This is a genomic window from Roseburia intestinalis L1-82 (assembly GCF_900537995.1).
Classification (GTDB): Bacteria; Bacillota; Clostridia; order Lachnospirales; family Lachnospiraceae; genus Roseburia; species Roseburia intestinalis.
In genome coordinates, this window is the sequence record NZ_LR027880.1 from 1315148 (window position 1) to 1341983 (window position 26836).

Annotated in this window: 26 protein-coding genes and 3 pseudogenes; 17 read left to right on the forward strand and 12 right to left on the reverse strand. The window is 43.5% G+C overall.

Annotation, left to right across the window (positions count from 1 at the left end):
* Positions 1-13: 13 nt before the first annotated feature.
* From RIL182_RS06120 to RIL182_RS21170, 8 genes are all read right to left on the reverse strand, one after another.
* Positions 14-685: an ABC transporter ATP-binding protein gene (locus tag RIL182_RS06120; RefSeq protein WP_006858253.1), complete on the reverse strand. Its 672-nt coding sequence runs from the start codon at positions 683-685 to the stop codon at positions 14-16.
* 135 nt (positions 686-820) lie between these two features.
* A complete protein-coding gene (locus tag RIL182_RS06125; protein WP_242655607.1) occupies positions 821-1630 on the reverse strand; it encodes a sensor histidine kinase in 810 nt (269 codons plus the stop codon).
* 82 nt (positions 1631-1712) lie between these two features.
* The gene (locus tag RIL182_RS06130; protein ID WP_006858251.1) at positions 1713-2390 is read right to left on the reverse strand and encodes a response regulator transcription factor; all 678 of its coding nucleotides are present in this window, start codon (positions 2388-2390) and stop codon (positions 1713-1715) included.
* Between the two features lie 16 nt (positions 2391-2406).
* Positions 2407-3579 carry a sigma-70 family RNA polymerase sigma factor gene (locus RIL182_RS06135; RefSeq protein WP_044999399.1) on the reverse strand — a complete coding sequence of 391 codons (1173 nt, stop codon included), beginning with the start codon at positions 3577-3579 and terminating at the stop codon, positions 2407-2409.
* 35 nt (positions 3580-3614) lie between these two features.
* A complete protein-coding gene (locus tag RIL182_RS06140) occupies positions 3615-4322 on the reverse strand; it encodes a hypothetical protein (protein ID WP_006858250.1) in 708 nt (235 codons plus the stop codon).
* Positions 4323-4332: 10 nt separating this feature from the next.
* Positions 4333-5439, reverse strand: coding sequence for a DUF6076 domain-containing protein (locus RIL182_RS22375; RefSeq protein WP_006858249.1), 1107 nt, complete (start codon positions 5437-5439; stop codon positions 4333-4335).
* A gap of 176 nt (positions 5440-5615) precedes the next feature.
* A complete protein-coding gene (locus RIL182_RS06155; RefSeq protein ID WP_134523155.1) occupies positions 5616-7295 on the reverse strand; it encodes an IS66 family transposase in 1680 nt (559 codons plus the stop codon).
* Positions 7296-7309: 14 nt separating this feature from the next.
* On the reverse strand, positions 7310-7483 hold the full coding sequence (locus RIL182_RS21170; protein WP_006855274.1) for a hypothetical protein: 174 nt from the start codon (positions 7481-7483) through the stop codon (positions 7310-7312).
* A 46-nt stretch (positions 7484-7529) separates the two neighbouring features.
* Here RIL182_RS21170 and RIL182_RS06160 point away from each other — a divergent pair, with 46 nt between their 5' ends.
* Positions 7530-7835, forward strand: coding sequence for a hypothetical protein (locus RIL182_RS06160; RefSeq protein ID WP_134523157.1), 306 nt, complete (start codon positions 7530-7532; stop codon positions 7833-7835).
* Here the strand turns inward: RIL182_RS06160 and tnpA are convergent.
* Positions 7780-8067, reverse strand: a pseudogene (tnpA, locus tag RIL182_RS06165) (IS200/IS605 family transposase); the annotation flags it as partial. The gene RIL182_RS06160 and the pseudogene tnpA sit on opposite strands and share 56 nt — an antisense overlap.
* 142 nt (positions 8068-8209) lie before the next feature.
* Here tnpA and RIL182_RS06170 point away from each other — a divergent pair.
* Positions 8210-9339, forward strand: a protein-coding gene (locus RIL182_RS06170; protein ID WP_085980126.1) for an IS3 family transposase whose coding sequence is annotated in 2 segments (ribosomal slippage) — positions 8210-8477 and positions 8477-9339 — 1131 coding nt in all. Because the reading frame shifts where the segments join, the coding sequence is not laid out codon by codon here.
* Positions 9340-9402: 63 nt separating this feature from the next.
* Here the strand turns inward: RIL182_RS06170 and RIL182_RS06175 are convergent.
* Entirely contained in the window at positions 9403-10041 is a 639-nt protein-coding gene (locus RIL182_RS06175; RefSeq protein WP_134523159.1) for a hypothetical protein, read from the reverse strand.
* A gap of 146 nt (positions 10042-10187) precedes the next feature.
* The gene (locus tag RIL182_RS06180; RefSeq protein ID WP_134523161.1) at positions 10188-10466 is read right to left on the reverse strand and encodes a hypothetical protein; all 279 of its coding nucleotides are present in this window, start codon (positions 10464-10466) and stop codon (positions 10188-10190) included.
* Between the two features lie 46 nt (positions 10467-10512).
* Between RIL182_RS06180 and RIL182_RS21175 the strand changes: the two genes are divergently transcribed.
* The 5 genes and pseudogenes from RIL182_RS21175 to RIL182_RS06200 all read left to right on the forward strand — a co-directional run bounded on the left by RIL182_RS21175 (position 10513) and on the right by RIL182_RS06200 (position 14290).
* Positions 10513-10686 carry a hypothetical protein gene (locus RIL182_RS21175; RefSeq protein WP_006855274.1) on the forward strand — a complete coding sequence of 58 codons (174 nt, stop codon included), beginning with the start codon at positions 10513-10515 and terminating at the stop codon, positions 10684-10686.
* Between the two features lie 14 nt (positions 10687-10700).
* Entirely contained in the window at positions 10701-12380 is a 1680-nt protein-coding gene (locus RIL182_RS06185; RefSeq protein ID WP_134523163.1) for an IS66 family transposase, read from the forward strand.
* 76 nt (positions 12381-12456) lie between these two features.
* Positions 12457-12633, forward strand: a pseudogene (locus RIL182_RS06190) (IS200/IS605 family transposase); the annotation flags it as partial.
* A 134-nt stretch (positions 12634-12767) separates the two neighbouring features.
* Entirely contained in the window at positions 12768-13520 is a 753-nt protein-coding gene (locus RIL182_RS06195; RefSeq protein ID WP_134523165.1) for a transposase, read from the forward strand.
* Between the two features lie 299 nt (positions 13521-13819).
* The gene (locus RIL182_RS06200; RefSeq protein WP_006859411.1) at positions 13820-14290 is read left to right on the forward strand and encodes a GNAT family N-acetyltransferase; all 471 of its coding nucleotides are present in this window, start codon (positions 13820-13822) and stop codon (positions 14288-14290) included.
* A gap of 399 nt (positions 14291-14689) precedes the next feature.
* On the opposite strand, the gene RIL182_RS06205 is transcribed toward RIL182_RS06200, so the two are convergent.
* Positions 14690-14947, reverse strand: a complete 258-nt coding sequence (locus RIL182_RS06205) for a J domain-containing protein (RefSeq protein ID WP_172606703.1) — start codon at positions 14945-14947, stop codon at positions 14690-14692.
* Between the two features lie 117 nt (positions 14948-15064).
* Between RIL182_RS06205 and RIL182_RS06210 the strand changes: the two are divergent.
* The 10 genes and pseudogenes from RIL182_RS06210 to RIL182_RS06255 all read left to right on the forward strand — a co-directional run bounded on the left by RIL182_RS06210 (position 15065) and on the right by RIL182_RS06255 (position 26826).
* Positions 15065-15792, forward strand: a pseudogene (locus tag RIL182_RS06210) (histidine phosphatase family protein).
* Between the two features lie 90 nt (positions 15793-15882).
* Positions 15883-16656, forward strand: a complete 774-nt coding sequence (locus RIL182_RS06215) for a LacI family DNA-binding transcriptional regulator (RefSeq protein ID WP_044999597.1) — start codon at positions 15883-15885, stop codon at positions 16654-16656.
* Positions 16657-17117: 461 nt separating this feature from the next.
* On the forward strand, positions 17118-17492 hold the full coding sequence (locus tag RIL182_RS06220; RefSeq protein WP_006859406.1) for an ATP-binding cassette domain-containing protein: 375 nt from the start codon (positions 17118-17120) through the stop codon (positions 17490-17492).
* Between the two features lie 142 nt (positions 17493-17634).
* On the forward strand, positions 17635-17901 hold the full coding sequence (locus tag RIL182_RS06225; protein WP_006859405.1) for an aliphatic sulfonate ABC transporter permease: 267 nt from the start codon (positions 17635-17637) through the stop codon (positions 17899-17901).
* A 187-nt stretch (positions 17902-18088) separates the two neighbouring features.
* Positions 18089-19147 carry an FUSC family protein gene (locus tag RIL182_RS06230; protein ID WP_134523167.1) on the forward strand — a complete coding sequence of 353 codons (1059 nt, stop codon included), beginning with the start codon at positions 18089-18091 and terminating at the stop codon, positions 19145-19147.
* Between the two features lie 95 nt (positions 19148-19242).
* Complete coding sequence (locus tag RIL182_RS06235) at positions 19243-20547, forward strand: alanine/glycine:cation symporter family protein (protein ID WP_006859404.1); 1305 nt, start codon at positions 19243-19245, stop codon at positions 20545-20547.
* Between the two features lie 343 nt (positions 20548-20890).
* Positions 20891-22084 carry a transposase gene (locus RIL182_RS06240; RefSeq protein WP_243128698.1) on the forward strand — a complete coding sequence of 398 codons (1194 nt, stop codon included), beginning with the start codon at positions 20891-20893 and terminating at the stop codon, positions 22082-22084.
* 252 nt (positions 22085-22336) lie between these two features.
* The gene (locus RIL182_RS06245; RefSeq protein WP_022112369.1) at positions 22337-23209 is read left to right on the forward strand and encodes a DUF368 domain-containing protein; all 873 of its coding nucleotides are present in this window, start codon (positions 22337-22339) and stop codon (positions 23207-23209) included.
* A gap of 99 nt (positions 23210-23308) precedes the next feature.
* On the forward strand, positions 23309-25075 hold the full coding sequence (locus RIL182_RS06250) for an ABC transporter ATP-binding protein (RefSeq protein ID WP_055194382.1): 1767 nt from the start codon (positions 23309-23311) through the stop codon (positions 25073-25075).
* A complete protein-coding gene (locus RIL182_RS06255; RefSeq protein ID WP_006858146.1) occupies positions 25072-26826 on the forward strand; it encodes an ABC transporter ATP-binding protein in 1755 nt (584 codons plus the stop codon). The genes RIL182_RS06250 and RIL182_RS06255 overlap by 4 nt, the downstream gene beginning before the upstream one ends.
* Positions 26827-26836: the final 10 nt, after the last annotated feature.

A 26836-nucleotide genomic window follows, 5' to 3' on the forward strand; every position in this document is an offset into this window, starting at 1 on the left:
TAGCCACCTCCCGTTAGTTCTGGGAGACGATCCGACCATCTTCGATACGGATAATGCGGTCTGCCATCTGCGCAATTTCTTCGTTGTGAGTGATCATTACGATTGTCTGGGCGAACTTTTGACTGGTGACTTTCAAAAGACTTAATACATCCTGGCTGGTTTTGGAATCCAGATTACCTGTCGGTTCATCTGCCAGAATGATAGCGGGTGCTGCCGCCAGCGCACGGGCAATGGCTACCCGCTGCTGTTGACCGCCTGAGAGCTGATTGGGCAGCGCATCCAGACGATCATCCAGCCCAAGTGTCTGTACAATCTGCTGTACGAAATCCTTATTGACCTTGCCACCGTCCAGCTCAATGGGTAGAACAATATTTTCATACACATTCAGCACCGGAACAAGATTATATGCTTGGAACACAAAGCCGATTTTCCTGCGGCGGAAGATGGTCAGCGCTTCCTCCTTCAGGGAGAAAATATCCTGTCCGTCCACCATAACCGTGCCGCTTGTAGGGCGATCCAGCCCGCCCAGCATGTGCAGCAGCGTGGATTTGCCGGAGCCGGATGTGCCGACAATTGCAACAAATTCGCCCTTCTTTACACTTAAATCAACTCCATCCAACGCATGAACTGCGTTATTGCCGGAGCCATAAATCTTTTTCAGGTTTTTTGCCTGTAAAACTTCCATAAATGAGTACCTCCATGAAAAAATCTGTATGTATGAAAGGAAATGATCCTTTGATACATACAGATTATCGCATAGGAATCTTTCCACATTCTTTCCGGCGGAAAATGAAATCTAACAGTTTTGATAGAATTGTTGTTATTTCGGCAGAAATATGGAAAACGTACTTCCTTTTCCCGGAACGGAAGCAACCTTGATATAACCGCCCTCGCCGGATATGATCTGTCGGGCAAGGTATAAGCCAATGCCGACCCCTTCTTGTTTCTGCACACTATTTGAGCGGTAAAAGCGAGCAAATATCTTCGCTTGCTCATTTTCCGGGATGCCTGAACCGGTATCCGATATATCGATCCTTACAAACATTTCATAGCTTACGGCAGAAATAGTAATGGTGCCATGCTCTGTATATTTGATGGCGTTGTCTACGATATTAGCCAGCGCTTCCGCTGTCCATTTGAAGTCGAATACAGCAAAAGCATCTGTATCCTGCATTTGCAAAGACAATCCTTTTTCAGAAGCCTTGGCAGTATATTGTTCTACCACACTTTCAAGCAGCGGCTGCAGCGCTGCTTGCTGAGGGGAGAGTGAAATGATCCCGTTTTCCAGTCTGGAAAGCTTTACGAGAGAATCGATCAGAAATCGCAGCTTTTCCGATTGTTTGTACAGCGCCTCCACATTTGCCTTCGCCGATGCAGGCATAGTTTCCTCCATCAGAAGCTCGCTGTATAACAGCAGGTTTGCAATCGGCGTTTTTGTCTGGTGGGAGATGTCCGCAATCAAGGTTTTGATTTTGTCTTTTTCCTGCGCTATGTTTTGAGAAGATGCTTCTGCGGCGGAAAGATAGTGCGCAAACTTCGTTTCCAATGCAGATAGCTGGCTTTCATCAAAATTGGTTTCAGAAAAGGAGCCGGTCATGGCAGTGTCCAGCATCCTTTCGATTTCTTCCATCGTTTTTCTGATTTTCCTCCGCTCCCATAATACAGCAGCGATCGCCGCCAGAAAACATAGCAGTATGATCACAATGCCGGTTTTATTCATCTTTTGTCACCCAGCTATAACCGATTCCGTAGATGGTTTTAATGTATTTCTGTGCGCCAAGCTTATCCCTCAGACGCTTGATCGTAACAGACAAAGCATTTTCATCCACATATTCTGCGCCATCTGTCCAGATCCGGTCGACAAGGTCTCCACGGGTCATGGTTCGACCACGGTTTTCAACAAGCAGACGCAGTAATTTTTGTTCTGTTTTACTCAATTCCACTTTTGAATCTCCCACATAAAAGGTCATAGCCTCAAAGTCAAAGTGAAATAGATCCATATGGAACGGCGCATTTTTATGGTTTGACGCTTGCTTTCGCAGTTGGGTATTCACCCTTGCCCGCAAAACCGAAAGAGAAAAGGGCTTGGTAATGTAATCATCAGCGCCCCTCTCCAGTCCGTCTACGATGTCCAGATCGGTGTCATTGGCAGTCAGCAGAATAACAGGAATATAGGGTGTGTTTTCCTTGACCTCCCGGAGCAGCTCAAGCCCACTGCCATCCGGCAGATTGATATCCAGCAGGATCAGGGACACACCGCCGCAAAGCAGCTGCTCCTTCGCCGTTTTTAGGTCTTGGCAGGAAATGATCTGACGGTCATCTGCTTTCAGTGCTTTACTTAAACCCTGATTCAACCCTATATCATCTTCAATAATCAATAATTGTTCCATGTATCTCACTCCCTCGTTATTCAAAGGCCACCATTATTTCCTTGGGTAATTTTTCGTTCTCACAGTTCAGAAGATAGGCGATTGCTCTGCTTGCAAATTTGTTTGTTTTCACTGTATCCCAATCGGCAAGCAAAATGACCTCTGCCTTGCCGTTCTCAAAATCTAATGATATTTCGCCCCATTCGCCGTCGCAGTCTGCCTGATATTCGTAGATTGCGGCGGCGATTTTCTTTTTTCGCTTGGTCTTGGATTTCTGTTTTAGCCGGACTGCATGGATTGCGCCCTCGGCAACCAACAATTCCGTCAACTTGTCCACTGCTTTTCGGTAAGCTCGTTCTGCACCTCTGGCTGTACTGCCCTCAAACATAACCGCCAGTTCTTCAAAGGTGGGGCGGTCTTTCCATGAGCTGACACGCCCACAGGTCATGCAAATTGCTAACCGTTTTTCGAGCAAGGTCTGTTCCCGGTAATTCAGTTTCTCAAATGCCCGCTGCACCTTTTCTGCCTGTATGCCGTTCCAGAGGATATCGGTATAGTTCCAGCTATCGTCAAGGGCTACATCCTCGCCTGTTTCTTCGCCGTCCTCGTCTGTGACATAGAAAGGCTGCTGATTGCGGATTCCACGGACAACTTTCAGATATTCTTCCGCAAGGGCAAGATCGCAGTTGTATTTCTTGGAAAATTCGTTGACCGCATCCTTGGTATTGTGGTACAGCCAAGCCATTGACCGCACCATTTTGTAATTGGTCAGAGAGGACACCGACCATTTTTCTTCGCCCATGCGAAAACGGAGCATAGCATCCCGGATGAACGGGAAAATGTATGTAGCATACTCTGCACCCTTGGCAAGGTCATAGTCCATCAGCTTTTGGAGCATTTGCTCCCGGCAGGAGAGCTTTATATCTATAAATCGGTCTGTGTCATACAGATCGCCGCCATCCACACCGAGAAAGTCTTTGATGCGCTTGTTAAGCTGCGGCTCGTAGTGGTGTAGGAAGAATGAGAAATATATCAAATTCTTTTCCTGCAAGGCAGACAGGATATATTCGTTCAGATTGCCCACCACTGGAGGCTCCGGTTCCAGTTGGAAGATGCGCTCTGCCGCATAAGGAATGATGCCGTCACCGTGCGGATTGACAGCGTGTTTTGGTATGTATCCGGTCATATTCCATGTAAAATCATTCAGCATAGCGCACCTCCCTTCTAAGTAATCAGCGGGAATAATTAACCATAATTCCAAGTTTGTCTTGCAGCATTTATATTATCCAGAAGAACAGATGCAGGATTTGCCTCGTAATAGTACGTGCTCATATCCAAAACGCCTTCTTCCATTTCACCCCACTCTGCCGTGCGGGAAACAAAGATTCTATTATATACACACCAATCGCATGTGGCGGTGAAAGCAGCAATATCTGCAAAGTCTTTTGGAAATACAATTCTTCTTCCATTTGATGTTGGCTTAAGATAGTTCTCCATTATTTCTTTGAAATTCTTCAGATCATAATCCGTAGCGTTTTCCAAAGCTTTACAGACAATCAATTCTTCGTGCGTGAATTCTGTAAGTGTTTCTAAATGGTTTGCAAGAATTAGACCATAAATAACGCAAACCTTTGGGCATTCTGCATTTACGGTTTGTTTGAACAGATTGGCTACGATAATAGCCTTTTCCGGGCTGGAGTTTACATAGTTGTAAAGCTCGTTCAATCTTCTTTCGAGATTAAAGCCAGATGCAAGACCGTTCAGTAGATGGCCAAGTTTGAAGGTATTGTATTCAGATAGAAGATCATTTCCTATTCCGCCTACAATTCCCGCAACTGGGTTTACTACGCCCAACACACCAATAGAGCCAGAACGGATTATTTTGGTCATAGGATTGTCCATAACCCGGCTAAGCGCATTCCCAATATCAGTTAAATCATATTTCTGTGCCATTACATATTCCTCATTTCGTCCGTAATTTTGCTTCTTTCTTCAAAGCAGCCTGTCCCATCTCTTTTTCGTAATCACCTTTGGCATAGGCGACATTGCTCAGCGCTCGAAGCATTTTATCCTTTGCCAGCTTTTTCATAACCTCTGCAAGATCAGCGTCCAGAGTACCACGCTTCACATAGCGGTTTATGGTGTTCAGCCGTTTCTCATAAATCTGTTTCACCGGATGATCGTCCGCAAGCTCCCGTTGTTCTCTGCCTTTCAGGTTGCCGATCTGCCGACAGGTGCGGTGCAGCTTGTCCCCCGGTGCATAGCCGCCACAGTATTTGGTGTGCCGTGCGTTGGTGGTCAGAAACCACTTGCCGCAGATTTTGCATTTCTTCGGTGCATGACCAACACACAGGCCCTCAAAGAGATCAGACCGGAACATCCCCACAAAGGATACATAGTGCATCCGCTTGACCAGCTTCGTAACTTTTTCGCCGGGACGGATGACGGATACATACTGAACGGAATTGTTCAGGGTAGACATCCAGGCATTGCCCTCTGTGATAGAAAACTCCGGTGGGAAATAGGTGCCGAACATTTTCGCAAAGCCCTCTGCGGTGCGGTCTGCTTCGTTTCCGTCCGATTGTTCTGCAAAATCAAGCATCGCCTTTTGGTATTCCTCAAGGGAGTAAGCCAGATGCCCGCATACAGCGGTATAGCGCTGGAGCATCACCGCATCAGCATATTTCGGAACTTCTTCGAACGGTAAAGAATTGGTTACGGCTTTTATGGCGAACTCCACATATTTCAGAGCATTGTCCGCAGTAAAGACCCTTTCTATTCGTTCCCGGTGCTTTGGTATATCCATATAGGAGAACGGCGGCGTTTTGCTGAGAATCTCTAACATTGTCAATGCAGCTTCCTTTGCCATAGGAAAGAGTGCAGAAGTATCCTGTCCGGCATTCAGCATCCCGAGCAGCAGATTGATTTTCTCGCATTGCTCGTTCATTTTTGTAATAGTATCCGCAGGAACATTCAGCGCATCACAGGCAAGCGTGCCGACAGGAAATGTTTTGCCCTCATATATGACCGTATCCTGCCAGAAGTCCAATGTCATCAATTCTTGGTTCATGCTTACCTCCTGTCCTGTTTTTTCACTTTCTTAATTGTATCATGCTAATGTAAAGAAATCTACATCTATCAATAAGTTGTCCTGTTTTTTGAAACGGAGTTGTTACTGTTCAGAGGTAAACTTGTAACAAAAGAACCGATGGTATAGACTAATCGTAGTCAAAACCATCGGTTTTCTTATGCAAATATTTCTGCAATCTCGCGGAACAGATTGGTCTGCTCTTTTCTGCGCATCAAAACCAGCATGCTCATGCATTTACAGAGATGGTCGATGCTTGACGGACTCCGGAATGACACAGCCTGCGCCTGTTTTCTTTTATATTTTCTCAGCAGCCGTTCGGCTTCGTTATTCGTGGCAGGTACATTCTTATTATGGAGGAAAAGAAGATGATCTTTCTTATACTTTTTCATCCTTTTGTACAGGTTGTATCCATCACGGTAGTATTTCCCAGGCGGCTCATAGTCGTATTCATCCCCAGCTATGGACAGGATTGTTTTATAACGTTCTTCAAATTCGGAGACGGTCTGCGGATCTGGCTCTTCTGATTCAGATAAACCATTCCGGTAATGGATCATTTCCTGTATCAGGGAATGCATCTGCCTGTTCCAGGTACGGTCCTTTTCGTTGTCCATGCTGTCTTTCAGATAACGCAGTACATGTGCAAGGCATTCCTGGTGGCCGGTTCCATACTTATAAAAGGTTACATCATGATCGTGGACCAGTGTCCCCTGATAGTCTTCAACGACCGTGCCCTTTATTCCATCGTGTCCCTTTTTGCCCCTGGCAAAATAGAGCACACCGCCATCCGGAACCGCACATACAAATACATACGAACTTTCCCCGTTTACACAGGCATTGGTACAGTCTGTATGCATGACAGGGGAAAGCAGCATATCGCAGAAAATCTCTTTACGCTGGGATTCTGTTTTTTGGGCAAATGACCGGCAGAGATTATTGATCATGCCTTTTGATATGTTTATTTTTCCATCTGTCAGATCAGACAAAAACCTGCGGCTTTTATCAATTGATGTACAGCAGTCATTATTCAGCAGAAACAGGAAAGCACGTAAATTTCCTCCATAGTTAACGTCATCAATGACTCCCTGTGGAAATGGTGCATGGATCCGTTCACCTGTTTTGGAATTATAGTACACATCGGCATGATACTCGGTCACATGCACTTCTACGCTGATGTCGATTTTCTGCTTTGTAATGGTTTTCGATGTTTTCTTAAAGTCAGGGTCATGGAGTACTTCTTCGGGTGCCGGAAGATAGATTTCCCTTGTCGGGGTGAGTTTCTTTCTGCAGTGCCCCCTGTGTCCTGGCTGTCCACCGGGTTTCCTTCCTGTTTTTTCGCGGCTGTTGGATATTTTTTTGCGGGCGATAGATTTTGAAGACGGGATGGATGAGTTTTCATAGTTCCGGTTAATCTGTGCCGTCAGTTTCTGTACTTTTTGTTTTTCATCATCAAGCTCTGTCTTTACTTTGTAAAGTTCCCGTCTCTGGGAAGTTACTTTTTCAAGGGCGGTGTCGCGCTGTTTTTCTGCACGGATGGCCCTTTTTTCCATCATATCCGCCTTTTTTACTGCTTCGGCGACCATACGGTCGCATTCTTTTTGCAGCTGTTCAAAAATCTCAAACCATTGATTCCGAATCGTAATGGCATGGCTGTGTTCTTTTGCTACAGCTGCTTCCAGTTTTGCAATTCTGCGTTCCAGGGCACGCACCTGTGTAAGGTGCTGTTTTTCCATTCGGATATATTTTTCTCCCGATTGAAAGGCTGCAAGTTCTTCCTGTGCTGCTTTCAGCCTGTATTGAAGTACTGTAATGGTTTCAAAAGAATTCCCCATCCCCATGCCGCGTCCTTTCCTTAAATGTTTGTCAGATCATCAATGATTTTTTCTAATTCTGCATTATGTTCCTCAAGGGATTTGATCAATGAGGACTGGGTTTCGATGACCCTGTGCTGTAGTCCGTTTGTATGCTCAAGACTGCCTATAAGTTCTTCATATGCTTTGAGTTTGCTTTTATCATCTGCGTTCATTTGTGCCTCCTTAAGTATAGGATAAGTATAGCAGAAACAGGGACGAATGGGAAATCGGACGAATTACGGGACTGGCAGAATGACGGTGGATAACCGGCAGAAAAATGAAAGAAGCAGGAGTGGAAATCCGTATTCCAGCCATGTAAAAGCAGGAAAACATGCAGGTACTGTTTATAATTTCAAAAGAAAAAGCAGGATTCGGAAGTCGTTAACGAGACTTCCCATCCTGCTTGAGTTTATCCACAAATATATTTTTTTAAATTTCGTCAGTTTTTACAATGGTCTGAACAGTAACAGTTTGCGTGCTTATCATATATCATTAGTGCACTTTTTCCTTTTAAATATCCCATAAACTGTGATATACTATATTTCGGTGGAATACTTACCAACATATGGATATGATCTGGCATTAAGTGTCCTTCTATTATTTCCACACCTTTATACTTACACAATGCTTTGATAATATCTCTGATATCTTCTTTGTACTGATTGTATATTACTTTTCTTCTGTATTTTGGTGTGAATACAATATGATATTTGCACATCCATTTTGTATGTGCCATAGAATTTGTTTGATTTGCCATTAAAATCACCTTTCCTTTCGTTAAATAGTAGCCTGAACAACTCTATTTTAGCGGAAAGGTGATTTTTGGATAGGTTACAATTAACTGGACAGATTTTTTAAGGTCATATAATCTATAATAAATACACGAAGGAGCACTCTTTATGACCGAACAAAAACAACGACGAAAACCTCGCAAATATACAGACGAATTTAAACAGCAACTGGTGGAACTATATCGTTCCGGCAAACGCAGATGTGATATCTGCCGTGAATATGACATTGCTACGTCCCTGTTTGACAAGTGGGTAAAGCAGGCATCCAATTCCGGTTCTTTCCATGAAAAAGATAACCGGACTCCGGAGCAGGAAGAACTGATCCGGCTTCGGAAAGAAAACCAGCAGTTAAGAATGGAAAATGATATTTTAAAACAAGCGGCGCTGATCTTAGGACGAAAGTAAATGTGATCAAAGCAAATGCCCACAAATACTCTGTATCAGCAATGTGCCGCGTCCTACAGGTAAACAGAAGCACCTATTATTATGAAGCAGCAAAAAAAGATGAATCAGAACTCACTGCAGACATTCAGGAAATTTTTAGAAAAAGCCGGAACCATTATGGTACACGAAAGATCAAGAAAGAACTGGCTGATTGCGGGAAACAGGTATCAAGACGCAGGATTGGACGGATTATGAAACAGGAAGGTCTGGTATCAAGCTATACTACAGCACAGTTTAAACCGCAAAAAGACAGATGTAATGAATCAAAAGTAGAGAATGTGTTGAACCGACAATTTCAAAACCAGCCATACCGCAATGTAGTGGTAAGTGATTTGACCTACGTAAGGGTAGGAAACCGCTGGAATTATATTTGTGTACTGATTGATCTTTTTAACAGGGAGATTATTGGATACAGTGCAGGAGAACATAAAACAGCAGAACTTGTAAAACAGGCATTTATGAAAGTAGACGGAAATCTGTCGGAAATCCATATTTTCCACACAGACCGTGGAAATGAATTTAAAAACGAGACAATTGAAGAACTGTTAGAAACGTTCCATATGGAACGCTCCCTGAGCCATAAGGGATGTCCTTATGACAATGCAGTGGCAGAAGCTACGTTCAAGATTATAAAAACAGAATTTGTATGGAATGAAACATTCCATACGCAGGAAGAACTGAAGATAAAACTATGGGATTATGTAAACTGGTATAATCATCACCGCATACATTCTTCCTTAGGGTATCAAACGCCTGTACAATATCGGAAAAATAACCTAAAAAAATTTGTCTGAAAAAGTGTTGACAATCCATTTTTTGTATAACAAATTTGTTGCACCACCCGCATAGCAGGTGGTTTATTGTTTCGCACATCTCCATTTCTCCGTTGGGAGAAACTCCGATGCACTCAACAGGCTAAAGCCCATAATGAAAATGGGGGAACCCCCATAGGCATACCGATCCATAAGATTGCAGATAGCCTGAAACTCATTTTTAAGACGCCCAGGCTGGACTTCTAAATCAAGGTACCGCTTAGAACATACCTCATATAAAGAGATGGTATGAACCATATTAAAACCGGATACCGATTTATCATTTGGTTCGTGGAAAGTATCTGCATCTTTAAGATTTCTGGCAATGTTAAATTCAGAACCATCACACGCAATAAGATAGTATTTTCCGCGAAATTTTTCTAAGGGGAATTTAAGGTTAAATTCCTTGAGAAGGTGACGGAATGCAGAAACGGAAAGTTTGGAACGTTGTTGATAAAAAGCAGAGCCAGTAGGAACTGAGGAATCATACTCAAAAAATTTGAGAAGTTCATGATTTAGGCTTCCGCTTTCCATGGAAATGATCAGATGCATCATTTTCTTAAAATCAAGTTTGCGTTTGCGGATAAAATCCTTATCTGGATTTTTTACAAAAGAAGAAAGTGAGTGGGACATCTCATCAATAATGTCCCAAAGTGTAGTTTTGACAATTTCAGGAAATGTCATAGGTAAACCTCCTTGAATCAGAATGAAATATAGTTCTAATTCAAGGGCCGCTCTCGTTACCTTAAAAATATATCAGCAACGAGAGCGGCCGCACATTTTGATTGATGTGTCAACTATAATTTATAAATTTTTGTTAGAGGTTTGCCTCATAGTGAACCAATAAGCTTAACTAAGTGACATTGGTTCAGACCATTGTAAAAACTGACGAAATTTAAAAAAATATATTTGTGGATAAACTCAAGCAGGATGGGAAGTCTCGTTAACGACTTCCGAATCCTGCTTTTTCTTTTGAAATTATAAACAGTACCTGCATGTTTTCCTGCTTTTACATGGCTGGAATACGGATTTCCACTCCTGCTTCTTTCATTTTTCTGCCGGTTATCCACCGTCATTCTGCCAGTCCCGTAATTCGTCCGATTTCCCATTCGTCCCTGTTTCTGCTATACTTATCCTATACTTAAGGAGGCACAAATGAACGCAGATGATAAAAGCAAACTCAAAGCATATGAAGAACTTATAGGCAGTCTTGAGCATACAAACGGTCTACAGCACAGGGTCATCGAAACCCAGTCCTCATTGATCAAATCCCTTGAGGAACATAATGCAGAATTAGAAAAAATCATTGATGATCTGACAAACATTTAAGGAAAGGACGCGGCATGGGGATGGGGAATTCTTTTGAAACCATTACAGTACTTCAATACAGGCTGAAAGCAGCACAGGAAGAACTTGCAGTCTTTCAATCGGGAGAAAAATATATCCGAATGGAAAAACAGCACCTTACACAGGTGCGTGCCCTGGAACGCAGAATTGCAAAACTGGAAGCAGCTGTAGCAAAAGAACACAGCCATGCCATTACGATTCGGAATCAATGGTTTGAGATTTTTGAACAGCTGCAAAAAGAATGCGACCGTATGGTCGCCGAAGCAGTAAAAAAGGCGGATATGATGGAAAGAAGGGCCATCCGTGCAGAAAAACAGCGCGACACCGCCCTTGAAAAAGTAACTTCCCAGAGACGGGAACTTTACAAAGTAAAGACAGAGCTTGATGATGAAAAACAAAAAGTACAGAAACTGACGGCACAGATTAACCGGAACTATGAAAACTCATCCATCCCGTCTTCAAAATCTATCGCCCGCAAAAAAATATCCAACAGCCGCGAAAAAACAGGAAGGAAACCCGGTGGACAGCCAGGACACAGGGGGCACTGCAGAAAGAAACTCACCCCGACAAGGGAAATCTATCTTCCGGCACCCGAAGAAGTACTCCATGACCCTGACTTTAAGAAAACATCGAAAACCATTACAAAGCAGAAAATCGACATCAGCGTAGAAGTGCATGTGACCGAGTATCATGCCGATGTGTACTATAATTCCAAAACAGGTGAACGGATCCATGCACCATTTCCACAGGGAGTCATTGATGACGTTAACTATGGAGGAAATTTACGTGCTTTCCTGTTTCTGCTGAATAATGACTGCTGTACATCAATTGATAAAAGCCGCAGGTTTTTGTCTGATCTGACAGATGGAAAAATAAACATATCAAAAGGCATGATCAATAATCTCTGCCGGTCATTTGCCCAAAAAACAGAATCCCAGCGTAAAGAGATTTTCTGCGATATGCTGCTTTCCCCTGTCATGCATACAGACTGTACCAATGCCTGTGTAAACGGGGAAAGTTCGTATGTATTTGTATGTGCGGTTCCGGATGGCGGTGTGCTCTATTTTGCCAGGGGCAAAAAGGGACACGATGGAATAAAGGGCACGGTCGTTGAAGACTATCAGGGGACACTGGTCCACGATCATGATGTAACCTTTTATAAGTATGGAACCGGCCACCAGGAATGCCTTGCACATGTACTGCGTTATCTGAAAGACAGCATGGACAACGAAAAGGGCCGTACCTGGAACAGGCAGATGCATTCCCTGATACAGGAAATGATCCATTACCGGAATGGTTTATCTGAATCAGAAGAGCCAGATCCGCAGACCGTCTCCGAATTTGAAGAACGTTATAAAACAATCCTGTCCATAGCTGGGGATGAATACGACTATGAGCCGCCTGGGAAATACTACCGTGATGGATACAACCTGTACAAAAGGATGAAAAAGTATAAGAAAGATCATCTTCTTTTCCTCCATAATAAGAATGTACCTGCCACGAATAACGAAGCCGAACGGCTGCTGAGAAAATATAAAAGAAAACAGGCGCAGGCTGTGTCATTCCGGAGTCCGTCAAGCATCGACCATCTCTGTAAATGCATGAGCATGCTGGTTTTGATGCGCAGAAAAGAGCAGACCAATCTGTTCCGCGAGATTGCAGAAATATTTGCATAAGAAAACCGATGGTTTTGACTACGATTAGTCTATACCATCGGTTCTTTTGTTACAAGTTTACCTCTGAACAGTAACCGCAAACTTAAAGTATAAATATGGAAATAGACATTTCTGGGCAGAAGGCTACTATGTGAGTACAGTAGGATTAAATGAAGCAACAATAAAGAAATATATCCAAGAGCAGGAAAAACATGATATAGCTTTGGATAAATTAAGTGTAAAAGAATACGAAGACCCTTTTAAGGGTTGCTAGTGATACAAATGCCCTTTTAAGGGCAGCGACGAGTCAAAGGCATTAGTAGCTTGAACGAAAGTGAAAGCCAGCGTCTTTAGGCGCTGGCCGGTAACAAAGGCTTATAGCCGCTGAGCAAACCACCCGTTTGACGGGTGGTATTGATTGCTGACAGGGGATTTTCCAGTTACAACGTTTTTGCCCATGCAATCGAAAATAATGTTGATTTTTTAATTCGTGCTAAGGATTTGAATGTACAGCGTTTTCTTGGCGGCGGGACTCTTCCTGACAAACTGGATACAACCATAGAGCTGATTCTGACCAGAACACAATCCAAAAAGAAACATAAACATCCCGAAAAAGAATCACAATACCGCTATATTGGTAAAAACATAGCTTTCGACTATCTTAATCCAGCTGATATTTCCGATGAATATCTGCTGAAACTAAGAATCGTCCGCGTTGAAGTATCCGATGGTGTTTTTGAAAATATTATCACTACACTTTCCGAAGAAGACTTTACACCGGACGATATAAAATACTGTTACAATCTCCGCTGGGGCATCGAAACTTCTTTTCGCGACCTAAAGCATACCATTGGAGCTACTAATTTACACTCTAAAAAAACAGAGTATGTTGCATTTGAACTGTGGAGCAAGCTCATTTTGTACAATTTCTGTTCCATAATTATTTTACATGTACCAGTAAAAAGCAGGAATCGCAAATATGAGTACCAAGTCAACTTTTCTCTCACAATGAAAATCTGTTTTGATTTTCTAAGAGGAGTCGCACCACCAAATGTAGAAAGCCTGATAAGTAAGTATATCCTACCTATCAGGCCCGATAGGAACTATGCCCGACAGCATAGAGTCCAAAAACCAATCAGCTTCTCTTACCGATTTGTATAACATAGAGTAACTGACAATTCTAGTATACACTAATTTTAAGGCAGACGAAAGTCTGTCTTAAAGTCGTGCCTGATATTTATATGATCTTTTTTGAATGAAGATTGTTTTACTCTTTTTTTGTTTACCACATCCTTTTCACGCTAGATGCACACAAATCCATTAATTTGTAAAAAGCTTAACTAAGTGACATTGGGTCTGAACAGTAACGGATCGACGGTCTGGAAAAATAAAGGTCTGCAATTCTGTTGCCAATTGATTAGAACATCGGTATAATCATAGGCAGAGAGGACGGAATATTTATGAATTTCATCTACAAAACAGCCACCCAACAGGATATAGACATTTTAGTTACCACCAGGATCGAAGTTTTAAGAGCCGCAAACAAATTAGCCGATCAGGTGGACATGTCCGAAGTTGCGGCACAGTCGAGAGACTATTATGAAAAAGCCTTAAAAGACGGCAGCCATACCGCAATACTGGTCTATGACAAAGACCAGATCATCGGCGCGGGCGGTATCAGTTATTTCAGGGTCATGCCGACCTATCACAACCCGACCGGAAGGAAAGCTTATATTATGAATATGTATACAAATCCGGCATACCGGCGAAAAGGGATTGCATACCAGACGCTGAATTTACTGGTGGCGGATGCAAAGAACAAAGGAATTGATGCGATTTCTTTGGAGGCGACCGAGATGGGACGCCCGCTGTATGAAAAATTCGGGTTTACCGGGATGAATGATGAAATGGAACTGAAAAAATCAGTTTAAGATTTGTTTATATAAGACACCTTTTGTATTTACATTTAGACGTTATCATGATGTAATGAGTGAAAGTAATGAGACATGCTTACAGGAATGATAAATAACAAATGTAGAACAAAAGGTGTTTTTTATGACGATAAAACAGAGGATTTTCCGGACAAATTCACTTATGGTACTGTTTTCCCTTGTAATCCTGCTTTTGATCGGTTGAAGTATGATAAGTATTTTTTAAGACCGGTTTTTAGGGTGGTATAGTGATAATTCTAAAATATCAGAAAAGTATGTGGATGCGTATCAGAAGATAGAAAATATGGATTTTTCTGCAGGGGACTGGGAGCAGTACGCTAAGGCGGTGCAGCCATATGACTTTCATCTGATCGTCCGGGATGAAAATGGAAAAGAGCTTTAAGACTGGCGGTAAGCAGTTTTTCCGTGCTGTTTCCTGCTGGATGTAGTATTTTTATCAGCTTTTCCTAAACTTTCCTCAGGCATATTTTTGCGCAGAAAATCATAAGCTTCATTGATCTCCTGTGCAGTAAAATCATAGGCTCTGGTAGAAAATGCTTCCGTGTCAGGATGTACCCGGTGCATCAGCTGTCGGTATTTCTTTTTGATATCCGTAAGATCTGTTCCAGGGGTGATTCCCAGGATTTTGTACGCCATTGCTTTTGTCATAAATCGAGTATATCATAAAAGAGAAAAAGGTTGTGGGAAAAATTTAGACATATTAAAAACCACCTTTTGCCCCTAAATCTTCATGGAAAATCAGGAGGAACACACATGAGAATCATAATCGTAAGACATGGCGATCCAAATTACGAACTGGACACATTGACAAAAACCGGATGGAGGGAGGCAGAACTTGCAGCGGAATACCTGGCAAAACTGCGGATAAAGGCATTTTATGTATCACCATTGGGACGGGCACAGGATACCGCTGGATGCACCTTAAAAAAATGAACCGGACGGCAGAGACACTAGACTGGCTCCGTGAGTTTGAAGCACACATTGACAGGCCGGATGTGAAAAATGAAAAGTCGATCTGCTGGGACTGGCTTCCACAGGACATGGAAAAGGATCTGGATCTTTATGACAGGGAGCGCTGGAATAAGACAGACATCATGCGAAAAGGAAATGTGGAAGAAGCTTACCGGTGGGTCTGCGATGGTCTGGATGCATTACTGAAAAAGCATGGTTATGAGCGGGATGATATGTATTACCGCGTGAATGAGCCAAATCATGACACGATCGTTCTGTTCTGTCATTTCGGGGTAGAGTGTGTGATGTTAAGCCATCTGTTAAATGTATCTCCAATGGTTTTGTGGCATGGGCTGTGTGCGGCGCCGAGCTCGATCACCAGTATTTATACGGAAGAGCGCAGAAAAGGGAGCGCAGGTTTTCGTGTGAATGAATTTGGCAGCACGGCGCATCTGTATGTGGCAGGGGAAAAACCATCCTTTGCAGCGCGGTTTTGTGAGTGTTATGGGGACGGGGACAGACAGGATTAAAATTTTGAATAGCTATTGAAAAAAACTTCCCCTTGCTTTATCATCCACTTAACATATGGAAATAGTAGGAAATAAAACGGGGTGAGGTTTTTGTCTATTAAGAAAATTGCAAAGGAAGCGGGAGTTTCCACAGCGACAGTCTCGCGGGTGTTGAACAATCCCGGGTATAAATGTTCTTCGGAGGAATTGCGGGAGCGGATCTGGAAGATTGCCAGAGAACTCAATTATATGCCAAACGAAGCAGCGAGAAATCTAAAAAAGGGAATTACGGATACCAGTCAGAAAGTGTGGTATCTTGATGTGCTGATGACAAGAACGGGCAATCTTGAGACAGATCCGTTTTTCAGTGAGCTGCTGCGTGTCATTGAGAGTGAGATCCACAGGCAGGGATGCATACTGATGCATATTTTTCATCAGCCGTTGTTTTCGAATGACAGAAAATGCCGGACGGAAAATATTGATAAGGTCATTGCGCAGATGGAGCCGGATGGGGACATCCGCAGTGATGGACTGATCATCATTGGAAAATGTAATGATAATGTATTGAAAAAGTTATCGGCAAAATACCGGAGCATCGTCTCCGTCAACCGCAATTTAAAATGCCTGAATAAATATAAAAACCGCTATTACGTTCCATCCATTATTTCCAGTGACGATATTGAGGAGGCACAGTATACCAAACCGATGCTCACCACAGTGCGCCTTCCAAAGGAAGAGATGGGAAAGTTTGCTCTTTATCTTCTGATCGACCGCCTGGGCGGCGGACATAAGGGAATCGTCCGGACGGAGTTAGAAGGAAAACTGATGATCCGGGAGAGCTGTACGTTAGTGGAGAATGCAAACCGGATGGAATATTATATCTGAGAGAAAACAGGTCACGAGCCTGTTTTTTTTATGTTACCTAAAACTATCTGTGTAGCGAAAAAATTTACAATAAATTTACCAGACATTTACCATAAGGAGATTTCAGTAACAACAGGAGAAAGATAAAATAGCCATTGAACAAACAAAAGGAAAGGTAAAAAGGAGCCGGATAAAAAGGTAAGTTAAGGCTTCAAAAGGAGAAAATCTACAGTGGGATGTCGTGTGGATCGATTCCATGCAGGCAGGTGTGCTTGTATACCGCAAGATGTGTGGAGCGAGGCAGATGTAACAAAAACACAGAGAACTCTTTCTGTATGGTTTAAAACCGTCAGGGGGAGTTCTTTTTTATTTAAAGATTGTAAACGTTTGCAGGAAAATAAAGATAATTGCAAAATTACGAATAAAAACATACATAAAAAAACGAAACAAACAGTGGAAAAATAAGGAAAATACCATCTGCCATGCAAACGATTACACAATCCGTCGTGGAATCGCATACAAAACTGGTATATAAATACATCAAGCAAGACGTCGAAGCAGAAAACGATCACACAGCAAAAGGAAGAGTCGAGCAGATGGGAACGCCGACAGAGATTTATAAAAATCCGAAGACACCGTTTGTGGCGCAGTTTATCGGAGAATCAGCAGTTATTGCGGATTATGACAGACTGAAAGGATTTCATCTGTATCCGGGATGCAGCAGGGCAATCATACGGCCGGAATTTGTAAAGGCGGTCAGATATGGAACAGAAAAGAGATACCAGAGCCTGTATGCGGAAGGTATCGTGGAACAGAAAAGTAGAGGTCATTGTATACCGTCTGTATGCGGTGGATGAGAAAGAAGCGCATCTGATACAGAATGAAGGATTCCAGGAAAATGAGATGTTTTATATATAGGAAAAAATTCTGTCCGGAGTGGCGGGCATTGTAAAGATGACGCAGGTTGTAGTTTTTGTTGGAAAACAGGGAGGATGAAAGATGAAGAAAGAAAAAAGAGTCATACAGGTAATTATAAAAAGTGGTCTGATCACATGGGTTCTGCTGCTTTTGATCTGGCAGACCGGTTCGTTATTTTACAGCGATGATTTTCTTCCGGGACCGGTTACCACATTTGCGGGAGCGGGAAAACTGGTGGCAAGCGGAGAGCTTTTCCGGGATATTTTAATCAGTATGCAGCGCGTGTTAAAAGGCTGGCTGCTTGGAGGGAATCGAATATCTGATCTACACATCAAGACTTTATTATAAGACAGACTGGATCTTTATCGGTATTTTTACACTCGGTATCATTGGTTTTTTAGCAGACAGGATTTTGCAGTTTGTGGGAAGAAAAGCATTGAAACGGTTTTGTGTGAGATAAAACCTTGACGTTTCCCGCAAATTGCGCTATAGTACTCTCTACTTTACAAAAAACAGTGTAGAAATGGAGAGTACTATGACATTTTATCAGGAACTTCAGCTCAGTTCGACAGGTTCAAAACAGCTCATCAAAAATACAACAGACAAAAAAGAAAAGAGACGTCATATCTTAATCTATAACTTTAAGGTCTATCTGGTGATGGTATTCTGTGTGGCGGTTGTGACCTTATACAGTAAACTGACCGGATCGGAAAACAGTGTGGTCGGAGTGACCGTTCTTTTGGCAGTGCTGGTGCTGCGCCAGGCAGATTTTGGGATCAAAACCACGCATGGACTGCTATCAATCGCCGGTATTTTTGGAATACTGATCGCGGGACCAAGGCTTAGCAATATGCTTTCGCCCATCCCGGCATTCTTTGTAAACGTATTCTGTATCATGCTTCTGATGATCTTAGGATGTCACAATGTGGTCATGTACAACCATTCTACGTTTGTACTCGGTTATCTGCTGTTACAGGGATATGACGTGAGCGGACATGCGTATCTGCTGCGCGTGGAGGGACTGCTTGCCGGAATGGTGATCTGTATGGCGATTTTCTATAAGAATCAGAAAAACAGACCATACCGGAGAACTTTTTTGGATCTGTTCCGGGAATTTGATCTTTCCTCTGCCAGAAACCGCTGGTATATAAAACTGACTTTCATTGTTTCCTCTGCGATGCTTGTGATGTCGCTTCTGGGACTTCCAAGAGCAATGTGGGCGGGGATCGCCTGTATGTCAGTCTGCCTGCCATTTACGGATGACTGCATGGGAAGGGCAGAGAAAAGAGGCCTTTTTAATATCGTTGGAAGCCTTATTTTTGTGGCATTATATCTGGTTCTTCCGGAATCCATGTATCCGTATATCGGCATGATCGGAGGAATCGGAGTTGGTTATTCTGCCGGCTATGCATGGCAGACGGCGTTCAATACGTTTGGGGCGTTGTCGATCGCGGCAGGATTGTTTGGACTGCAGAATGCAGTGATTCTGCGTATCGGGGCAAACATTTTTGGAAGTGTGTATACTGTGATCTGCAATAAAAGTCTGGACCGGCTGGCACAGGTGGTGGAACAGCGGAAAAAAGTAACTGCATAGAGGGCACTCACAAAAAATAAAAATCAAAGAATGAATCAAAGAAAATCCCCGTATACTGGAACAAGGGCATCCGTATACGGGGATTTTAGTGTGCTATGCAAAAAATCAGTCAGCTTGCTGCCACGGGGCAGATCCTGCTTCTTCTGGGGACACATCTGTATTTTACATTTCGTCTGCGGTTTATCCAGCGTAAGATCCCATGTGGGATCAGGCTTAGTTTTTCCGGGAAAAATAATACTTCCTACTCGGCACTTGCGACAGCGTTGGCGGCGACGATCGGGACGGGAAATATTATCGGTATCTCCACGGCGATCGCAGTCGGTGGGGCAGGTGCGGTGTTCTGGTGCTGGATCACCGGTGTGCTTGGAATTGCAACCTGTTATGGAGAATGTTTTTTGTCCATGAAATACCGCAAAACGGAAAAAGATGGAAAGAGGATCGGCGGTCCGATGTATGTGTTGGAGAGAGGCATGCAGCAGAAAGGACTTGCGGTCTTATTTTCTGTGTTTACGATATTAGCGTCGCTTGGGATCGGCAGCAGTGTGCAGGCACATTCGATCAGTGCGGCGATAACGGAACAGATACCGGTATCGCCGCATATCATCGGCATGGCAGCGGGGGTGCTTGCGGGGAAGGTGATCATCGGTGGCAGCCGGCAGATTGGAAAAGTATGTACCTGGCTGGTTCCTGTGATGAGTGCATTTTATTTAGGCGGATGTATTTTTATCCTTATGAAAAATTATACGGTGATCCCGGAGGCAGTAAAAATGATCGTGACCTCTGCGTTTGTGCCGGAGGCTGCCGCAGGGGGGGTGGTTGGGACAACGGTGATGGCGGGGTTAAGAACCGGGATTTCCAGAGGGCTTTTTACAAATGAGGCGGGACTTGGCTCAATTCCAATGGCAGCTGCGACGGCGCAGCATGCCTCACCGCGGGATCAGGCTCTTGTCTCCATGACAGGGCCTTTTTGGGATACGGTCGTCATGTGTGCAATCACAGGAATTGCTTCGGTTTCAAGTATGATTGCCCATCCGGGCAATTATGCGGGGGTGCCGGGGGAGCGGATGTGTTTTGCCGTATTCCGGGAACTGCCGGTGTGGGGCGATGAGATGCTGTCGGTTTCATTGGTCTTGTTTGCGTTTGCGACGATCATCGGATGGAATGTCTATGGCGAGTGCGCCGTGCGGTATCTGTTTGGGGAAAAGGGTGTCCGCATTTACCAGGTCGTTTATATGATGTGCGTTTATTTCGGCGCCGTGATTACTCTCGATGTGGTGTGGGGCATTTCGGATTTGTTTAATTTTCTGATGGCAGTGCCAAATCTGATCTGTCTTTTGGGACTGCGCCGGGAAATTGAAATAAAAGAGTTACTGTTCACAGGCAGGCATTTTCTGAACTGAAAATGCCGTATGATACAGTGGTGGCAGCAGATTTTGCCGATTTGGAATGCGAAGCATCGGCAAAATCCGTTACTGGAACGAGGTACGAGTGAACAGTAACATAAAAGATACAAAAAAGAAATATTAATGTTCAGAGATTTCGCTTTAAAAAATAAAAGCCCCTGTTCTGCCTGTGAATTCCAGGCAAAGCAGGGGATATCAATTTTGGGTATCAAATTACTGTTTTTTTCTGTATAATCACTCAAAAAGGACACCTTTTATTGTATAATTATGTTATGGAACAAAACATACGAAAGAAGGTGTCCTGAATGAAAAATTAGCATTGAAGAAACTGCTAACTTATATGAAGAGTGTATATAAAATCCCGCAAAAAATCAAGTGTTTAACGGACGAAAGAAAAAGAAAATCTATTCCATTGTTTAACATTGTCATGCCGGTACTGCTTTTTCTGATGCTGCAGTATGAAAGTTTCCATACCATTTTTTCAGCCCCTGAAAGCATGTCGAAAAGACTGAAAAACTGTATCAGTGGAAGGATTCCAAAAGTTGATGCAGTCCGCGACCTTCTCTCCAGAATAAACCCGGATGAAATACGCAGCATACATGAAGAAATGATTGATATCATAAAACGTAACCGGGTATTCCGGGAAGGAACGATAGGCGGATATGTTGTGGCAGGTCTCGATGGTGTGGAATTATTCAGCAGTACAAAAAAATCCTGTCCGAACTGTCTGAGCCGAAAAAAACACACAGGGGAAACCGAATACTTTTACCGGAGTGTGGTGTGCATGATTATAGGTAAATCGCCACACGTAATTCTGGGGCAGGAAATGTTAAAACCAAGGGATGGTTCTGGGAAAGACGAAGGAGAACTGACAGGCGGAAAAAGGTTGATTGAGCGGCTGAAGAAACGGCATGGACATTTTGCGGATGTGATTGTGGCGGATGCGTTATATCTGAATGCTCCATTTATCAACACTCTGAAGGAAAATGGTCTGGAAGGGGTGATACGCCTGAAAGACGAAAGAAGAATGATTTTTCAGGATGCAGAGCGTCTGTTCAAACAGGATGAGGGAAAAAAGGCATCTTTCTGGAAAGGGAAAAAGAAGATTGAAGTATGGGATCTTTCTGGTTTTAAGATGGAAGGGTGTCCATATAAACTGCGTGTGGTGCGGTATCATGAGCAGTGGGAAGAAAATGGAAAAGAAACAGAGCGTTTCATGTGGCTTGTAACGACTCTGGAAGCGGCAGACTACCGAGTCTTATGGGAAATGATGCACCGCAGGTGGGACATTGAGGAGAATGGTTTCCATCAATTGAAAACGTATTACCACGCAAAGCACTGTTACTGTCGAGATGCGGTTGAAACCATATTTAATCTGATAATCATAGGCTTTAATGTAAGAGAGTTATATTTGTACCGAAGAAGCCGGAACTTTGCAGGAAGTGGTATAAGCCGAAAGAGCATAAACCGGATTTTTTGCGATGAGCTGCTAACAGAAAAAGTGAAACAGATTTTATGTGAAAAAGGCGGATAGAAAATCAGCAGAAAAAATATATAGGGAAAAAGCAGGGGGAATTTTGCGCGTATTGACCAGGAACGAAGGGTAACCGCAGATGGAATGCTGATAACTGGATTATTTATAAAAATGCATAGATAAAAAAGTTAAAAGCGAAATCCCTGTTAATGTTTACGATACTAGACAAAACAGAAGCCGAAAGATTATAATAGGCAGTATGGTGTGCAGACAGCACATGTAAATATTAATAAGGAAGAAAGAGGTAACCGTATGTACATAATACAGTTTATCAGAGGATTTTGTATGGCACTTGCAGACAGTGTCCCGGGAGTATCCGGTGGAACCGTGGCATTTCTGCTTGGGTTTTACGATCAGTTTATCGACTCGATCGATGATCTGATCACCGGAAATATGGAAAAAAAGAAAACAGCGTTTTTCTTTCTGATCAAGCTCGGTATCGGCTGGGTAACAGGAATGGTTCTTGCGATTCTGATCCTTGCAAATGTTTTTGAATCCCATATTTATGCGATCAGTTCATTATTTATCGGATTTATAATTTTTGCAATTCCGATTGTAGTCCGTGAAGAATTGGACACACTAAAAGGGAAATATGCATATTGCCCGTTTGTACTGGTTGGGGCAGCCATTGTGTGTGCCATCACCTATTTTAATCCGGTTGGCGGCGGAAACAGTGTAAATCTGGAACATCTGACAGTCACAACAGGAATTTATGTATTCATAGCAGGCGCAGTTGCAATCTGCGCAATGGTGCTTCCTGGTATTTCCGGTTCCACACTGCTTTTAATTATGGGACTTTACCTGCCGATCGTGACGGCGATTAAAGATATCCTGCATTTAAACTTAAAAAGTTTTCCGACAGTATTCGTATTCGGATGTGGTGTGTTAGTCGGTATTTTCAGTATTGTAAAGCTGATCCGTAAGGCATTAGAGCGTTTTCGGGCGCAGATGATCTTTCTGATCGTCGGACTGATGCTTGGTTCTATTTATGCTGTGATCATGGGCCCAACAACACTGGATACCCCACAGCCTGCAATGACGATCCACAATTTTTCCATCCTGTTCTTTATCATAGGTGGGGTAGTGATCTTTGGTTTGCAGCAGATGAAAAAAATTAAAAAATAAACATTTGAGGGCAGTGTGAAAATAAGATTTTCACACTCAAGTTTGTGCTTACGCCCAAACTTGTCATGCGTAAAGTGCAGCGTAAAAATGGAGAATACTATGAAAAAGTTACTGGTTTATTTAAAAGACTATAAAAAGGAAAGTGTATTAGGTCCGCTTTTTAAACTGCTCGAGGCAACCTTTGAACTGATCGTGCCGCTGGTTATGGCGGCAATCATTGATACTGGTGTTGCGACCGGGGACAAGTCCTATATTATGAAAATGTGTATGGTGCTGGTACTGCTTGCAGTGATCGGTCTGACCTGCTCGATCACCGCACAGTATTTCGCGGCAAAGGCGGCAGTCGGGTTTGCAACAAAACTGCGCCATGCGCTGTTTGCACACATTGAGAGCCTCTCTTTTACAGAGATGGATACTGTTGGAACGGCAACACTGATCACGAGAATGACAAGTGATGTCAATCAGGTGCAGAACGGCGTGAACCTTGTGCTGCGTCTGTTTCTGCGTTCCCCGTTTATCGTGTTCGGCGCAATGGTCATGGCATTTACCATCGATGTCAAAGCGGCACTGGTGTTTGTCGTTACGATCCCGCTTCTTTCCATAATCGTATTCGGTATCATGCTGATCAGTATTCCGCTTTATAAAAAGGTACAGTCAGCGCTCGATAAGGTGCTTGGGATCACAAGAGAAAATTTAACAGGAAGCAGGGTGATCCGTGCTTTTAATAAGGAAGATGATGAAAAAGTACATTTTAATGAAAATAATGATCTTCTGACAAGGGCGCAGATTTATGTCGGAAAGATATCAGCACTAATGAATCCGCTTACCTATGTGATCATCAACGGTGCGATCGTGGTGCTTGTCTGGACCGGTGCAGTCCGTGTTGATAACGGATATATCACACAGGGTGAGGTGGTTGCGCTGATCAACTATATGTCACAGATCTTAGTGGAGTTAGTGAAGCTTGCAAACCTGATCATCAATATCAATAAATCCATTGCATGTGGAAACCGTATCCAGTCCATTTTTGAGATGCAGCCATCCATCACGGACGGATCAGGCCAGAAAGTGGATAAGGTGCAGACGGATACCGCTGACAGATCAGAAGAAGCAGAGTATGCCGTGGAATTTTCACATGTAGGATTAACCTATGCGGGTGCCGGAGACGAATCTTTAACGGATATTGATTTTAAGGTAAAAAAAGGCGAGACGATCGGTATCATCGGAGGAACCGGTTCCGGAAAATCTTCGGTAGTCAACCTGATCCCGCGGTTTTATGACGTGACGTCCGGTTTTATTAAAGTGGACGGAAAAGACGTCAAAGATTATCCGCTTGAGGAGCTGCGTGGAAAGATTGGTACGGTTTTACAGAAAGCCGTGTTGTTCCATGGAACGATCCGCGAGAACTTAAAATGGGGAAACCCGGATGCGACAGAAGAAGATCTGAACCGTGCCATCACAGTTGCGCAGGCAAAAGAGTTTATCGACAACAAAGAGGGCAGACTTGATTTTGAAATCGAACAGGGCGGAAAAAACCTTTCCGGCGGACAGCGCCAGCGTTTAACGATCGCACGTGCAGTCGTAAAGAAACCGGAGATACTCATTTTAGACGACAGTGCATCCGCACTTGATTTTGCAACGGATGCAGCTCTTCGAAAAGCCATCCGCGAAATGGAAGGAGAGACGACCGTCTTTATCGTTTCCCAGCGAGCTGCTTCAATCCAGCATGCAGACCGTATCGTTGTGCTTGATGATGGAAAGATCGTCGGACTTGGAACCAGCGAAGAGCTGTTAGAAAGCTGTGAGGTATATCAGGAAATCTACAACTCACAGTTTAAGAAACAGGAAGGAGGTAAGACGGCATGAAAAAAGTAGTGACAGACCAGCAGAAGACAACAGTAAAAAAAGTGCTTGATTACATCCGGAGATACTGGTTTTACCTTGGCTTATCGATCGTGCTTGCGGCAGTTACCGTGGCACTGACTCTTTATATCCCGATCTTAACAGGACGTGCAGTCGACCTGATCATCACGAAGGGACAGGTTGATTTTGCAGGAATCCTTGTGATCTTAGAGCGTATGGCAGTGGTGATTTTGCTCACGGCAGCCGCGCAGTGGATCATGAATGCATGCAACAATAAGATTACTTACAATGTGATCCGTGATATCCGGAAAGAAGCGTTTGAGCGGATCGAACATTTACCGCTTAAGTATATTGATTCCCATTCTTATGGAGAGGTGGTCAGCCGTGTCATCGCGGATGTTGATCAGTTTGCAGATGGTCTTCTGATGGGATTTACACAGTTTTTTACCGGAATCGTGACAATTTTCGGTACACTGATCTTTATGCTGACGATCAGTGTGAATATCACGGTTGCGGTCGTGGTCATCACACCGTTATCATTGTTTGTTGCAAGTTTTATTGCAAAAAAGACATTTTCCATGTTCAAACTGCAGTCTGAGACACGGGGCGAACAGACCGCTTTCATCGAAGAGATGGTTGGAAACCAGAAAGTCGTGCAGGCATTTTCACATGAGGATGAGGCGTTAGAGCAGTTCGACGAGATCAACGGAAGACTGCAGAAATATTCACTGCGCGCGATCTTCTTTTCAAGTATCACGAACCCGGCAACACGTTTTATCAACAGCCTTGTCTATGCGACAGTCGGTGTCATCGGTGCATTTCTTGCCATCAGAGGAAGCATTACAGTCGGACAGTTATCGAGTCTTTTAAGTTATGCGAACCAGTATACGAAGCCGTTTAACGAGATCTCCGGTGTCATCACCGAGCTGCAGAATGCACTTGCCTGTGCTGCCCGAGTGTTTGAACTGATCGAGGAGCCGGTCGAGAAGCCGGATGCAGAGAGTGCGAAAGTGTTAGAGAAAGCGGACGGAAGCGTAGAACTGTCCCATGTATATTTCTCTTATACGCCGGAACAGAAGCTGATCGAGGATTTCAACCTTTCCGTACAGCCGGGACAGCGCGTGGCAATCGTAGGGCCTACGGGCTGCGGTAAGACGACACTCATCAATCTTCTGATGCGTTTTTATGATGTGAACAGTGGAGAGATCCGTGTCAGCGGAACACCGATCGATGAAATGACCAGAAAGAGCCTCAGAAGCAATTATGGTATGGTATTGCAGGAAACGTGGTTAAGGAGTGGAACGATCCGTGAAAATATCACGATGGGAAAACCGGATGCCACGGAGGAAGAGATCATCGCAGCGGCAAAAGCATCCCATGCTCACAGCTTTATCAAGCGTCTGCCAAAAGGATATGATACCGTGATCTCGGAGGATGGCGGAAGTCTTTCGCAGGGACAGAAACAGCTCCTTTGTATCACGAGAGTCATGCTGTGTCTGCCGCCGATGCTGATCTTAGATGAGGCGACATCCTCGATTGATACGAGAACCGAGATCAAGATTCAGGAAGCATTTGCGCGTATGATGAAAGGACGTACCAGTTTCATCGTTGCACATCGTCTCTCCACGATCCGAGAAGCAGATATCATTCTTGTCATGCGGGATGGAAATATTGTGGAACAGGGAAAACATGAGGAACTGTTAGAGAAAAATGGATTTTATGCAAAACTGTATAACAGCCAGTTTGCAAAATAAAATGTAAGAA